This is a genomic window from Streptomyces sp. NPDC043738 (genome assembly GCF_056436545.1).
In genome coordinates this window covers 51218-64662 of record NZ_JBWKCJ010000015.1, presented here as the reverse complement: position 1 = coordinate 64662, position 13445 = coordinate 51218, and the positions used below count along the sequence as shown (strand labels likewise).

13 protein-coding genes are annotated in these 13445 nt (G+C 71.7%); 5 read left to right on the top strand and 8 right to left on the bottom strand.

Going from position 1 to position 13445, the window contains the following annotated elements:
* Window positions 1-12 precede the first annotated feature (12 nt).
* Window positions 13-420: a peptidase inhibitor family I36 protein gene (locus AC0680_RS20505; protein WP_478630641.1), complete on the top strand. Its 408-nt coding sequence runs from the start codon at window positions 13-15 to the stop codon at window positions 418-420.
* Window positions 421-549: 129 nt separating this feature from the next.
* Here the strand turns inward: AC0680_RS20505 and AC0680_RS20500 are convergent, their stop codons facing one another.
* Both AC0680_RS20500 and AC0680_RS20495 read right to left on the bottom strand, forming a co-directional pair.
* Window positions 550-978: a DUF3017 domain-containing protein gene (locus tag AC0680_RS20500; RefSeq protein WP_478630638.1), complete on the bottom strand. Its 429-nt coding sequence runs from the start codon at window positions 976-978 to the stop codon at window positions 550-552.
* 86 nt (window positions 979-1064) lie between these two features.
* Window positions 1065-1919, bottom strand: a complete 855-nt coding sequence (locus tag AC0680_RS20495) for a bifunctional methylenetetrahydrofolate dehydrogenase/methenyltetrahydrofolate cyclohydrolase (RefSeq protein WP_478630635.1) — start codon at window positions 1917-1919, stop codon at window positions 1065-1067.
* 241 nt (window positions 1920-2160) lie between these two features.
* On the opposite strand from AC0680_RS20495, the gene AC0680_RS20490 reads away from it, so the two are divergent.
* Window positions 2161-2895 carry an RDD family protein gene (locus tag AC0680_RS20490; protein ID WP_478630633.1) on the top strand — a complete coding sequence of 245 codons (735 nt, stop codon included), beginning with the start codon at window positions 2161-2163 and terminating at the stop codon, window positions 2893-2895.
* 109 nt (window positions 2896-3004) lie between these two features.
* Entirely contained in the window at window positions 3005-3586 is a 582-nt protein-coding gene (locus AC0680_RS20485; RefSeq protein ID WP_478630630.1) for a hypothetical protein, read from the top strand.
* An 81-nt stretch (window positions 3587-3667) separates the two neighbouring features.
* Here the strand turns inward: AC0680_RS20485 and purH are convergent, their stop codons facing one another.
* Window positions 3668-5236 (bottom strand): bifunctional phosphoribosylaminoimidazolecarboxamide formyltransferase/IMP cyclohydrolase, encoded by a 1569-nt coding sequence (gene purH, locus AC0680_RS20480; protein ID WP_478630628.1) that lies wholly within the window; start codon window positions 5234-5236, stop codon window positions 3668-3670.
* On the bottom strand, window positions 5233-5928 hold the full coding sequence (gene purN, locus AC0680_RS20475) for a phosphoribosylglycinamide formyltransferase (RefSeq protein WP_478630625.1): 696 nt from the start codon (window positions 5926-5928) through the stop codon (window positions 5233-5235). The genes purH and purN overlap by 4 nt, the downstream gene beginning before the upstream one ends.
* 259 nt (window positions 5929-6187) lie before the next feature.
* Here purN and AC0680_RS20470 point away from each other — a divergent pair, with 259 nt between their 5' ends.
* Entirely contained in the window at window positions 6188-7111 is a 924-nt protein-coding gene (locus tag AC0680_RS20470; RefSeq protein WP_478630623.1) for a hypothetical protein, read from the top strand.
* 3 nt (window positions 7112-7114) lie between these two features.
* Here AC0680_RS20470 and AC0680_RS20465 read toward each other — a convergent pair whose 3' ends face one another.
* Window positions 7115-8623: a cell division protein PerM gene (locus tag AC0680_RS20465; RefSeq protein WP_478630620.1), complete on the bottom strand. Its 1509-nt coding sequence runs from the start codon at window positions 8621-8623 to the stop codon at window positions 7115-7117.
* A gap of 171 nt (window positions 8624-8794) precedes the next feature.
* Window positions 8795-9997, bottom strand: a complete 1203-nt coding sequence (locus tag AC0680_RS20460; RefSeq protein ID WP_478630617.1) for an RNA-guided endonuclease InsQ/TnpB family protein — start codon at window positions 9995-9997, stop codon at window positions 8795-8797.
* Between the two features lie 180 nt (window positions 9998-10177).
* Between AC0680_RS20460 and AC0680_RS20455 the strand changes: the two genes are divergently transcribed.
* A complete protein-coding gene (locus tag AC0680_RS20455) occupies window positions 10178-11044 on the top strand; it encodes a SigE family RNA polymerase sigma factor (protein ID WP_478630614.1) in 867 nt (288 codons plus the stop codon).
* 122 nt (window positions 11045-11166) lie between these two features.
* Here AC0680_RS20455 and sucD read toward each other — a convergent pair whose 3' ends face one another.
* Together sucD and sucC are read right to left on the bottom strand one after the other, a co-directional pair.
* Window positions 11167-12051, bottom strand: a complete 885-nt coding sequence (gene sucD, locus AC0680_RS20450; protein ID WP_393497186.1) for a succinate--CoA ligase subunit alpha — start codon at window positions 12049-12051, stop codon at window positions 11167-11169.
* Window positions 12052-12071: 20 nt separating this feature from the next.
* The gene (sucC, locus tag AC0680_RS20445; protein ID WP_478630610.1) at window positions 12072-13247 is read right to left on the bottom strand and encodes an ADP-forming succinate--CoA ligase subunit beta; all 1176 of its coding nucleotides are present in this window, start codon (window positions 13245-13247) and stop codon (window positions 12072-12074) included.
* Window positions 13248-13445 lie beyond the last annotated feature (198 nt).

The window sequence follows — 13445 nt, the reverse complement described above, 5'->3', positions numbered from 1 at the left end:
GAATTCCACACCATGAACGCTCGCAGGCGCCTTGCGCTCACCGCGGCCGCCGCGGCCGTCACCGGAGGCCTGGCGCTGGCGCCGGCCGCCGGCGCGGCCGCCGCCTCCACGCAGGCCGAGCAGGGCTCGGTCACCGTCCAGCGCGCGCCGTCCAACTGCCCCCGCGGCTACCTGTGCGTCTACCCCAAGGCGAACTACAAGGGGACGCCCAAGAAGGTCGCGCAGAACAACCGCGACCTGCGCCGCTACGGCGGCGCCTTCAACTACCCGCTGTCGGCGTACAACAACGGCGCCCAGTGCAACGTGACGGTCTACGAGAAGCCCAACTACCGCGGCGGCCACGCGAAGCTGAACCGCGGCACGGGCTGGGCGTACATCGGCGCCAACCTCATGACCATCTACTCGAACAAGTGGTGCTGAGCCGGAACTGAAATGCGGCGGCCCGCCCTCCCACGGGGGAGAGGGCGGGCCGCCGTCGTGCGTGCCGGAGGGTCTGCCCCAGGGGCTCCCTCCAAGGTGTCGCCCTCCGAGGTGCCGCCAGGACATGCCCTAGCGCACGGTGAAGTGCACGATGTCGTCCAGCAACGGGATGTGGATCCACGGCTTGGGCTGCACCATCATCGCCAGCACCACGATCACGAAGCCGAGCACCCCGTACGTCGCCATGTCCGTGAAGCGGGAGCGGACGGCCAGCATGCCCACCGAGGGCAGCGCCCACCGCAGCACCGCGCCCCCCAGGAGTGCGAGGCCGATCACCAGCGACCCCACCCGGAACGCGTCGAGCGCGACGAGCAGCAGCCCCACCGCGACGCCGCCCATCACCGTGAGCAGCGGCCACTGGCGGGCCGGCGCGGGGTAGTCGCCCGAAGCGGCCCGGCCGCCGCCTTCGGGGCGGGCCGTGTCGCGGGTCAGCGACGGAAAGCGGCGCGAGGTGCGCTGCGGCTCGGAGGCTCCGTCCGAATGCGCTTCGGCAGCCATGGCTGACAGTCCCTTTCCGGTGGCTGGTTCGATGGCGTTGGCCGTCTGGCCTGTCAAGGACAGGATCTCAGATCCGGGGCGCGGGCTCAGCCGGCCGCGCGCTCGGCGGCCTCGACGACGTTGACCAGCAGCTGGGCACGGGTCATCGGGCCGACACCGCCCGGGTTGGGGGCGACCCAGCCGGCCACCTCGGCGACACCCGGGTGCACATCGCCGACGATCTTGCCGTTCTCGTCCCGGCTGACGCCGACGTCCAGCACCGCGGCGCCGGGCTTGACGTCCTCGGGCTTGATGATGTGCGGCACACCGGCGGCGGCGATGATGATGTCGGCCTGCTTCAGGTGCGCGGAGAGGTCCCGGGTCCCGGTGTGGCACTGGGTGACCGTGGCGTTCTCCGACTTGCGGGTCAGCACCAGCGGCATCGGGCGGCCGATGGTGATGCCGCGGCCGACGACCACCACGTTGGCGCCCTTGATCTCGACGTCGTGCCGGCGCAGCAGCTGGACGATGCCGTACGGGGTGCACGGCAGCGGGCCCTCGATGCCCAGCACCAGCCTCCCCAGGCTCGTCGGGTGCAGCCCGTCGGCGTCCTTGGCCGGATCCATCAGCTCCAGGACGCGGTTGGCGTCGATGCCCTTGGGGAGCGGGAGTTGGACGATGTAGCCGGTGCAGGCCGGGTCCTCGTTCAGCTCGCGGACGACCGCCTCGATCTCCTCCTGGGTGGCGGTCGCGGGCAGTTCGCGCTGGATCGAGGCGATGCCGACCTGCGCGCAGTCGCGGTGCTTGCCGTTGACGTACCAGCGGCTGCCCGGGTCGTCGCCGACCAGGAGGGTGCCGAGGCCGGGCTGCACGCCCTTGGCCTTCAGCGCCTCGACGCGGGTGGCGAGCTCGGACTTGATAGCGGCTGCGGTGGCCTTGCCATCCAGAATCTGGGCAGTCATGCCCCCATCCTCCCGGATGAGGGCGGCCGCGTTCCAATCAGGGCACGCGGGACACCGTTGGCCGGAATTGATCATTGCACTTGCACAACAGCCGGGGCTCTTGACTGGACAGAGTGAATGCGCAACTAGAAGGATTGACGCGCAGTGCCGCAGGCTTCGTCGGGGGGTGGCCAGTGCAACCTGTTTTTCCTCCGAGTCACGCCGCGTCGTCCCCCACTGACACAACGGAGGAAAACAGCAGATGAGCTTTGGTGACCCGAACAACCCGTACGGCCAGCCGCCGCAGGCCCCGCAGGCGCCCTACGGGCAGCAGCCGCCGGTGCCCCCGCAGGGCGGGCCCGGCTACGGCTACCCGCAGCAGCAGCCGGCCGCCCCGCAGCAGCCGTACGGCTACCCCCAGCAGCAGGCCGCGCCGCAGCAGCCCTACGGCGCCTACCCGCAGCAGGCGGCCCCCTACGGCCAGCCCGGCATGCCGGGGATGCCGACGGGCTACGCGAGCTGGGGCGCGCGGGTCGGCGCGTACCTGATCGACGGCCTGATCGTGGGTGCCCTCCCGGGCATCCTCTACATCATCGCCGTGATCATCGCCAGCAGCTCGTCGGTGACCGTGGACACCTCCACCTGCCCGCCCGGCGACTACCAGTGCATCAGTGACGCCTACGACTCGGCCAGCGTCATGCCGGTCGGCTCGATCATCATGATCGTGCTCGCCGGTCTGATCGCCTTCGCCGGCGGAATCTTCATCCTGGTCAAGGAGGGCGCCACGGGCCAGACCCCGGGCAAGAAGGCCCTGAAGATCCGCCTGGTCAAGGAGGCGACCGGCCAGCCGATCGGCTTCGGTATGGCCTTCGTGCGCAAGCTGTGCCACTTCCTCGACGGGATCTGCTACATCGGCTACCTGTGGCCGCTGTGGGACGAGAAGTCCCAGACGTTCGCGGACAAGATCGCCGGCACGGTGGTCGTCAAGTCCCAGTAAGGCGTCGGGGTAACACCCCCGGCCCATAGCGCCACTCGTCGAAGGCCCCCTCGCAACTGCGCGTCGGGGCCTTCACCGCTCCGTCCGACTCGCTTGAAGGACACTGCTCGTGAGTTACCCCAATCAGAACCCCTACGGTCCGCCGCCGGGCCAGCAGCCGGGCTACGGGCCGGGTCAGCAGCCCGGCTACGGCTACCCCCAGCAGCAGCCGCCGTCGCCCTACGGCCCGTACCCCGGCGGTCCCGCGCCCGGTATGCAGCAGCCGTACCCGACGGTGATGCCCGGCGGGGTCAAGGCCGCCCGGGTGATGCTGTTCGTGCTCGCCGGCCTGAACCTCATCGGCCTGGTCCTCGCCGTGATGGGACTGGGCGGCGTCAGCAAGGCCTCGCACAACGCCTCGCCGTACGCCGGTGAGGACGACATCATGGCCATGAACATCGGCAAGGGCCTGCTGATCGCGGTCATCGTGATCATCGTGGTCTTCAGCGCGGCCGCGATCACCCTGGCCGTTCAGTTCGCCAACGGCGGCAGCGGCGTCCGCGTCGGCACCATCATCTTCGGCATCGCCAACATCATGCTGAGCCTGTTCACCTTCCCCATCGGCCTGGTCCACACGGTCCTGGGCATCCTGGTGCTGGTGTTCGTCTCCAAGGACGACGGCAACGCCTGGTTCAACCGGCCGCGTTACTGACGACGCACGCGCCCCGCACCACGAAGGCCCGCACCGGACACACCCGGTGCGGGCCTCGCGCCGTCTTCGGACGGCGGCGGATCAGTGGAAGAAGTGCCGCGTCCCCGTGAAGTACATCGTCACGCCGGCCTTCTGCGCGGCCTCGACGACCAGCTCGTCACGGACCGAACCGCCCGGCTGCACCACGGCCTTGACGCCCGCGGCGGTCAGGATCTCCAGACCGTCGGGGAACGGGAAGAACGCGTCCGAGGCGGCGTAGGAGCCGCGGGCCCGCTCCTCGCCCGCACGCTCGACGGCGAGCTTCGCGGAGTCGACGCGGTTGACCTGGCCCATGCCGACGCCGACCGAGGCACCGTCCTTGGCGAGCAGGATCGCGTTGGACTTCACCGCGCGGCACGCCTTCCATGCGAAGGCCAGCTCGGCCAGTTCGCCGGCGGACAGCGCCTCGCCGGTGGCCAGCGTCCAGTTCGCCGGGTCGTCGCCCTCGGCCTGCAGCCGGTCGGTGACCTGGAGGAGCGCCCCGCCGTCGACGGCCTTGACCTCGACGGGGTTGGCCGGCGCTCCCGGGGCGCGCAGCACCCGGATGTTCTTCTTGCGGGCGAGGATCTCGACCGCGCCGTCCTCGTAGTCGGGCGCCACGATGACCTCGGTGAAGATCTCCGCGACCTGCTCGGCCATCGCCACGGACACCGGGCGGTTGACGGCGATCACGCCGCCGAACGCGGAGAGCGGGTCGCAGGCGTGCGCCTTGCGGTGCGCCTCGGCGACATCCGCACCGACCGCGATGCCGCAGGGGTTGGCGTGCTTGATGATGGCGACGCAGGGCTCGGTGTGGTCGTACGCGGCACGGCGCGCGGCGTCCGTGTCCGTGTAGTTGTTGTACGACATCTCCTTGCCGTGCAGCTGCTCCGCCTCGGCGAGGCCGCCCTCGCCGTTGACGTACAGCGCGGCGCCCTGGTGCGGGTTCTCGCCGTAGCGCAGCACGTTCTTGCGCTCGTAGGTGGCGCCGAGGAAGTCGGGCAGGCCCGACTCGTCGGCGACCGCGTAGTCCTCGGCGAACCAGGAGGCCACGGCGACGTCGTAGGCGGCGGTGTGCCGGAACGCCGCCGCGGCGAACCGCTTGCGCAGCTCCAGCGTGAAGCCGCCCTCCTTGACCGCCTGGAGGACCGCGCCGTACGCGGCCGGGTCCGTGACGACCGCGACGGAGGGGTGGTTCTTGGCGGCGGCGCGGACCATCGACGGACCGCCGATGTCGATCTGCTCGACGCACTCGTCGGCGGTGGCGCCCGAGGCGACGGTCTCCTTGAACGGGTAGAGGTTCACGACCACCAGGTCGAACGGCTCGACCCCGAGGTCGGCCAGCTGCCGGCGGTGGTCCTCCAGGCGCAGGTCGGCCAGGATGCCGGCGTGCACCTTCGGGTGCAGGGTCTTGACCCGGCCGTCGAGGCACTCGGGGAAGCCGGTCAGCTCCTCGACCTTGGTGACCGGAACCCCGGCCGCGGCGATCTTCGCGGCCGTCGACCCGGTCGAGACGAGCTGGACGCCCGCCGCGTGCAGCCCCTGCGCCAGCTCCTCCAGCCCGGACTTGTCATAGACGCTGACCAGCGCGCGGCGGATGGGCCGCTTCGAACCTTCGGCGGTGGCGGTCACGAGATACGTACCTTTCGTCCCTCAATGCGGTAGCCGTGCCGGGCCAGACGCCCCACGACCTCGACGAGCAGCGATCGCTCGACTTCCTTGATGCGCTCATGCAGCGCGGATTCGTCGTCCTCGTCCCGGACCTCGACCACGCTCTGCGCGATGATCGGGCCGGTGTCGACACCGTCGTCGACGAAGTGGACGGTGCATCCGGTGACCTTCGCGCCGTACGCGAGGGCGTCGCGTACGCCGTGGGCACCGGGAAAGCTGGGCAGCAGCGCCGGGTGGGTGTTGACGGTCCGGCCGCCGAACCGGGCCAGGAACTCCTTGCCCAGGATCTTCATGAAACCGGCCGAGACCACCAGGTCCGGCTCGTACGCGGCGGTCGCCTCGGCCAGCGCCGCGTCCCACTCGGCGCGGGTGCCGTAGTCCTTGACCCGGCAGATGAACGTCGGCAGCCGGGCGGACTCGGCCCGCTCCAGGCCCGCGATGGCGCCGCGGTCGGCACCGACGGCCACGATCCGCGCGCCGTAGGCGTCCGGGCCCTGCTCGGCGATGGCGTCCAGCAGCGCCTGCAGGTTCGTACCGGAACCGGAGACCAGGACGACGATGCGGGCCGGACGGCACAGAGGGGTCCCCCCTGCGCGAGGGGAGTCGCCGGCGCGGGGCCGGGCGGGCTGGGCGGGGGCTGGGGACGAAGCCACGGCGGGGCTCTTTTCCGATCTCGCGTGCGTGGAGCTCACAGGCTTTGTGTGGTCGTACAAGGCCGCGGGTACCGCAAATCCAGGGAACCCTACGAAGGCGCCGACCGTCAGCAACGATACCGGCACACCGAGCGGCCCCCGCGGGACGGGGGCGGGGACGGAAGGTAGCGTCGGGCGTAAGACTGCATGCAGTTCGTGGTAACCGGCCGCCGGTCACTTGGCCCGCGCACGGACGAGACAAGGGGAAGACGCACTCCAGATGACGGACCGACGCCGCCGCGCGGCCCTCCTGCTCCCTCCCCCAGCTACCGCTGGGTGGTACCCCCAGCCCGCCACGGCCCCAGGGGCGGTGCTGCTGCGCGAGCGCAAGCCGTCGTCCTCGCAGTCCGCCTCCCCGGGATCCGCGGGCGCCCCGGGCCCCGACCGCGACGACAACCCCTTCGCACCACCGCCGGCCGACGCCCCCGACCAGGAGTGGCGACCGCGCCACCCGGCCCCGGACGCCCACGGCCGCGACCGGTCCCCGGGCAACGGCGGCGGGGACGGCGAGCAGCAGCCGCAGCAGGACGAGCCGACACCCGGCTGGGGCAGCCAGTGGAGCCCCCGGCAGCCGGGCCGGCAGAGCGGCGGATTCGGCTCCCGGCCGGGCGGCCGCAACGGACAGCAGGGCGGCCCCGGTGGCCCCGGCGGCCCCGGCAATCTGCGCTGGGACCCCACCGACCCGGCCCAGCGGCGTGCCCGCTACGCACTGCTGGCCGGTATGTGGTCGTTCTTCTTCGTGCTCTTCAGCCTGCCGGAGGTCTCCCTGCTGCTGGCCGCGCTGGCCCTGTACTGGGGCGTCAGCTCACTGCGTGCCAAGCCGAACCCGGCGAAGGCGGCCGCCGCGGCGACCACCGCCGCCATGGAGGGCAACCCGCCCCCCACCGCCACCGCCGCCGGCTCCGGGCAGCACCCCGGCACCCCGCCCGCGCCCGGCTCCACCCGGCCGCAGACCACCGCGGCGATCGCGGGGCTGGTGACCGCCTCACTGGCGCTGATGATGGTGGCCGCGACCTTCACCGTACAGATCGTCTACCGCGACTACTTCACCTGCGTGAACGACGCCCTGACCCAGTCCGCCAGCAAGTCCTGCGAAAACCTGCTGCCGAAGGAGCTGCGCCCGCTGCTGAGCGTGCAGGAGTAGAGGTCACCGGTCGGCATCCGTCTCGGCGCCGGACGCCACCTCGCACTCCCGGGCCGCCGGTTTCGCCGCCCCGGTCGCCTCCGGCGGATCGGCCTCGGATGCCGTGCCGCCCGCGTCCCCGGACACCGCCTTGTGGTCCGTCCCCCGTCGGCCGCGCAGCCACCAGACCCGTAGCCCGACCGCGCCCGGGACCCCGATCAGCGCCGTCCAGCCCGCGGCCGCCAGGCCCGTGCGCCACCAGCTCGGGCCGAAGTCGGCGAGCGCGCCGGTGCCCAGCGCGCCGCCGGCCAGGGCCGCGAGTGCCGCCATGAGGGCGCCGCAGACACCGGCCGCCAGGGCCGCCGCGCAGGCCGTCGTCCACCACGACCAGGGGCCGCCGGGGCCGGCGGAGCACGGGTCGCCCACCGCCGGGGGCGCGGGCGACGCCGCCGCGCGGGCCACGTAGCGGGCCAGCAGTACGCCGGCGGCCACCGGGACCACGGCCGCCGCCCAGGTCAGCGGGGTGCCCGGACCGGGGGCCGAGAGGCCGCCGAGGAGCGGCAGCGCCGGGTGCGCCGTGGCGCCCAGCGGGCCGATCGCGCTGCCCGCGCCGAGCGTGAAGCCGGGGCCCAGGCCGTACGCGGCGCCCCAGACGGCCGCGTTCGGGAGCAGGAAGAGGCACAGCAGCAGCACCGTGGCGCGGCTCTGCCAGTCCGGCGCCAGCCGCACCAGGTCCCGGTACACCCCTCCGGCGTGCAGGCCGAGGACGAGGAGGGTGAGCAGCGCGCCGGCGGCGAGCAGGGCGATGGCCGCGGTGGCGGCGGCCCGGCGGGCGGCGGCGAAGCGGGGGCCGCGGAGCACGGCCCGCGGGCGGTCCGGCACCTTGCCCCAGATCCGCCGGACCCGGTCGGGCAGCAGATCGGCGCCGGCGGGCCCGAGGAGCGACCAGGCGGTACCGGCCAGGGTCGCGACGGCGAAGGCCGGTACGCACAGCAGGACGCTGAGCGGCTCGGCGGCCAGCCCCCCGGTCGAGGCGTAGAGCAGTACGGCGCCCGCGACCAGCAGATATCCGGTGAGCAGCGCGCCGAGCAGGGTGCGCGGCGCGGCCGGTACGGCGAGGCCGACGCCGCCGGTTCCCGTGGCGCCGCAGACCGCGGGCGGCCCGGTGTCGCCGGCGGCGGTCGCCAGGGTGTGGCGGGCGGCGCGGTGGAGCAGGCAGACCGGGAGTACGGCGAGCAGCAGCGGGGTCACGGCGACCGGGGCGGGCGTACCGGCCTGCGTCGCGGTGCGCACCAGGTCGCCGCCCTGCGCCAGCAGCCACAGGTCGGCGGCGAGGTGGAGCGCCCTGGAGGGATCGCTGCCGGGGTAGGGCGAGGCGATCCACAGCAGCAGTACGGCGACCGCGAGCGCGCCGAGGCCGAGACCGGCGGCCGTCACCCCACCGAGGAAGGCGGCGCCGATCGCGGAGGACCGCTGGGCGGCGATCCGGCCTTGCGAGGACAACGTGGTGCCCCGGTCGGTCAACTGGCTCACGCGGTCATGCTGCCAACAACACCGGTTTCATCCCTGTACTGGGCAAATGATCGACGTGTCGCGCATGTCGCGTGTGTCGGTGGGGATCCGTCGGCGCGGCTTTCCACACTGCTGTCCTTGAAACCTCCCCCAGCTAAAGCAGGGGGATTCCTAGCTCACTTCGCCTGACGCCTAGCAGGTGACAGGGCTTACAAGATCAACACTAGCCGGGTTGAGACCAGCCCGGACGAGCATCACGCGGGCGGAGTTCTTGTCCCTGGACGAGACGGCTCCGCACGCGGTGCAGGTATACGTTCTCTCGGAAAGAGGTAGGCGGTGCTTGGCTCTCGCTCCGCAATGCGCACAGTCCATCGTGGTGTGCGCGGGGTTGACCAGGTGCACGGCACGCCCGTGCTTGCGGCCCATCTCGACCAAGGCCGCCTTGGTGGCGCCGATCGCTGCGTCGGCGGCCTTGCGGGCCATGGTGGTCTTCGTCAGAAAGCGCGGGCGGAAGTCCTCCACCGCAACGGCGTCGTGGTCGCGGACCACGCGTTTGGCCCACTTGCGGCCGGTGTCCTGACGCTGCCGCGCCACCTTCTTATGCAGCTTGGCGGTCTGCCCCTTCGCCTCGCGGTACCCCTTCGATCCGGGCTGCCCCTTCTTCGGCTTCCTGCGGGCCATCATCCGCTGGTACCTGGCGAGCTTCTGCGCCGCGGTGCGCCCGTGCTGCGGGTGGGGAAGGTCGTGGTCGTCGGATGTGGTGGTGGCAGTCTCCTTGACGCCCCAGTCGATACCGATCACGCGGCCGGTGGTGGGCAGTTCCTCGGTCACGGCGGCTGTCACAAAGGACGCCCACCAGTGCCCCACGCTGTCGCGATACACCCGTACCGAGGACGGCGGCTTGGGCAGGTCCCGCGACCACACCGGACGCACCACGATGCCGCCCGCCAGATGCAGGCGGCCGTCTTTGAGGCGGAAACCGCGCCGGGTGTATTCGAGGGTGGGCAGCGCCTCGCGCTTCTTCTTGTACTTCGGCATCCCGGCACGCTGCCGCATCGGCAACCTGGCCTTGATGTCCTTGAGGGCCTTGGCGCGGGACTTACCGAAGTCGCGTATCAACTGCTGCTGAGGCACACACGCGCCCTCGGCAAGCCACGGCGTCCGGGCGCGGGCCTCAGTCAGCATCGCCGCGAGCCGCACCGGCCCGCACGTCGTCTTCTCGCCGGTCGCCCGGTCGTGCTGGTGGACGGCCTTGGACTTGGCGACGCACTCATTCCAAACCCATCGCGCCCGGTCCCACTCGGCTTCAAGCTGCCGCCGTGCCGTGGACGACAGGCGCAGACAGTAGGTGTACCGGCAATGCCCAGCCGCCTCCGTACTCGCTTCTGTCGTCATGCATCCGAACCTACCTGGGAGCACTGACAGTTGAGCCGGATTGCTCTTTGGTGTCCCTCACCAGCGGTTTCGGTATACGCCGATCCGCCCTGGCGGCGAATCGGCTTCCCTTGCCCCGCTCCCGCGGGAGCTTCGTTTCCTCCTCCACATAAATGTGGGGGTATCCACGAAGGAGACCTGATGACTCCGCCGTCCACGACCCCGCCGTCCACATTTCCGCCGTCCACGACTCCGCGCGAGCAGACCCCGGCCGCCTCCGCCTTCGACGATCTCCACATCCGCCATGCCGCGGCGCTGGCCCGGCAGGCGTATCTGCTCACCGGGCGGCCCGCGCTCGCACGGCGGGCGGTGGAGCGGGGCTTCCGGCTCGCCTGGCAGCGGTGGCCGACGGTCGCGGTGGACCCGGATCCGGCGGGGTGGGTGCGGGCGGCGGTGTACGAGTACGCGCTGACGCCATGGCACCGGCTGGTGCCATGGCTGCGGACGGTACGGAAACCGCAGCGGCTGCCCGGGGCCGTCCCGGCGGCGGACCGTGCGCTCCTGGAAGCGGTGCTGGACCTGCCCGCCGTCCACCGGCGGACACTGCTGCTGCACGACGGGGTCGGGCTCGGGCTGGACGAGACCGCGGCCGAGACCGAGGCGAGTGCCGCGGCCGCGGCCGGGCGGCTGACGCAGGCCCGCCGGCGGGTCGCCGCACGGCTGCCGGAACTGGTGCCGGCGGGGCGGCCGACGGTGGAGCAGGGCTGGCCGGGCGAGGCCCTGCGGCCCCGGCTCGCCGGGCTGATGGCGGAGCAGGCCGGGGTGCTGGCCGATCAGCAGGCGACCCCGGCGGCGGCCGCGCGGCGTACGCGGGCCGGCGGCGAGCGCAGCGCCCGCCGCACCACCCGCGCGACGCTCGCGCTGACCGGGCTGTTCGCGCTGCTCACCCTGTTCGTGGGGATCGCCGCGCCGGACCACTACGCCCCGTCGCACGGCCGGCGGCCGGGGACCACGAAGCCCCCCGCGGTCACGGTCCGGGAGGCGCGCCTGACCCCCGAGGCCCGGTGAGGCCGCGGGGGGGGGCAGGCGCGCCCGGTACGGGTACGGGCCCGTACCCACCAGGGGTACGGGCCCGTGTCCGTGTGCACTGCGCCGCGGGACGGGTCCGGCGGTGCGACGGGAGGCGCGGGTCAGCCGACGAGGATCTCGCGGGCCAGACGGGCGGTCTCCGACGGGGTCTTGCCGACCTTGACGCCGGCGGCCTCCAGGGCCTCCTTCTTCGCCTGGGCGGTGCCGGAGGAGCCGGAGACGATGGCGCCGGCGTGGCCCATGGTCTTGCCCTCGGGCGCGGTGAAGCCCGCGACGTAGCCGACGACCGGCTTGGTGACGTTGGCCTTGATGAAGTCGGCGGCCCGCTCCTCGGCGTCGCCGCCGATCTCGCCGATCATCACGATCAGGTCGGTGTCGGGGTCGGCCTCGAACGCGGCGAGCGCGTCGATGTGGGTGGTGCCGATGACCGGGTCGCCACCGATGCCGACGGCCGAGGAGAAGCCGATGTCGCGCAGCTCGTACATCATCTGGTAGGTCAGCGTGCCGGACTTCGACACCAGACCGATGCGGCCGGGCTTGGTGATGTCGCCCGGGATGATGCCGGCGTTGGACTGGCCGGGGGTGATCAGGCCGGGGCAGTTCGGGCCGATGATCCGGGTCTTGTTGCCCTTGGCCTTCGCGTACGCCCAGAAGGCGGCGGAGTCGTGGACCGCGATGCCCTCGGTGATCACGACGGCCAGCGGGATCTCGGCGTCGATCGCCTCGACGACGGCGGCCTTGGCGAAGGCCGGCGGCACGAAGAGGACGGAGACGTCGGCGCCCGTCTTCTCCATCGCTTCCTTGACCGAGCCGAAGACCGGGACCTCGGTGCCGTCGAAGTCGACGGAGGTGCCGGCCTTGCGCGGGTTGACACCACCGACGATGTTGGTGCCGTCACCGAGCATCAGCTTGGTGTGCTTCATGCCAGTGGCACCGGTCATGCCCTGGACGATGACCTTGCTTTCCTTGGTGAGGAAGATAGCCATGGTTTAAGTGTCCTCGTCCCTTACTTCGCAGCCAGCTCGGCGGCCTTGTCGGCCGCGCCGTCCATGGTGTCCACGCGCTGGACCAGCGGGTGGTTGGCGTCCGACAGGATCTGGCGACCCAGCTCCGCGTTGTTGCCGTCGAGGCGCACGACCAGGGGCTTGGAGACGTCCTCGCCCTTGGACTTGAGCAGCTCCAGGGCCTGGACGATGCCCTTGGCGACCTCGTCGCAGGCGGTGATGCCGCCGAAGACGTTGACGAACACGGACTTGACGTCCGGGTCGCCGAGGATGATCTCCAGGCCGTTCGCCATGACCTCGGCGGAGGCGCCGCCACCGATGTCGAGGAAGTTGGCGGGCTTGACGTTGTTGTGGTTCTCACCGGCGTAGGCGACGACGTCCAGGGTGCTCATGACGAGACCCGCGCCGTTGCCGATGATGCCGACCTGGCCGTCGAGCTTGACGTAGTTCAGGCCCTTGGCCTTGGCCGCAGCCTCGAGCGGGTTGGCTGCGTCCTTGTCCTCCAGCGCCTCGTGCTCCGGCTGGCGGAACTCGGCGTTGGCGTCCAGGGAGACCTTGCCGTCGAGGGCGATCACCTCGCCGCTGGCGACCTTGGCGAGCGGGTTGACCTCGACGAGGAGCGCGTCCTCGGCGATGAAGGTCTTCCACAGCGTGACCAGGACGTCGGCGACCTTGTCGGCGACCTCGGCCGGGAACTTCGCCGCGGCGACGATCTCCTGGGCCTTCTCCTTGGAGACGCCCTCGTTGGCGTCCACCGGGATCTTGGCGAGCTTCTCGGGGGTCTTCTCCGCGACCTCCTCGATGTCCATGCCGCCGGCGACGGAGGCCATGGCCAGGAAGGTGCGGTTGGTGCGGTCGAGGAGGTACGAGACGTAGTACTCCTCGGCGATCTCCGGGGCGGTCTCGGCGATCATCACCTTGTGGACCGTGTGGCCCTTGATGTCCATGCCGAGGATGTCCCCGGCGCGGTCCACGGCCTCCTGCGGCGTGGCGGCGAGCTTCACACCGCCGGCCTTGCCGCGGCCGCCGACCTTCACCTGCGCCTTGACGACGGACTTGCCGCCCAGCCGCTCGGTCGCCTCGCGGGCCGCCTCAGGCGTGTCGATGACTTCACCGGCCAGCACCGGTACACCGTGCTTGGCGAAGAGGTCCCTCGCCTGGTACTCGAACAGGTCCACGCGCGTCCGTCCCTTGTCTTCTCAGAATCGCCGTAGTGATCGCGGTTCGTTGTCTGCGATGGGCGTGCCGCGAAGGGCAACGTGACGGCGCTGTCACTGAGGGAGGCGTACACGGTGTCCGGATACGCGGCATGTCCGTCTCGCAGGTTATCGCCGCTGGACCTGCGGCCCTAAATCGCAGATCACACTCTGGCGGTG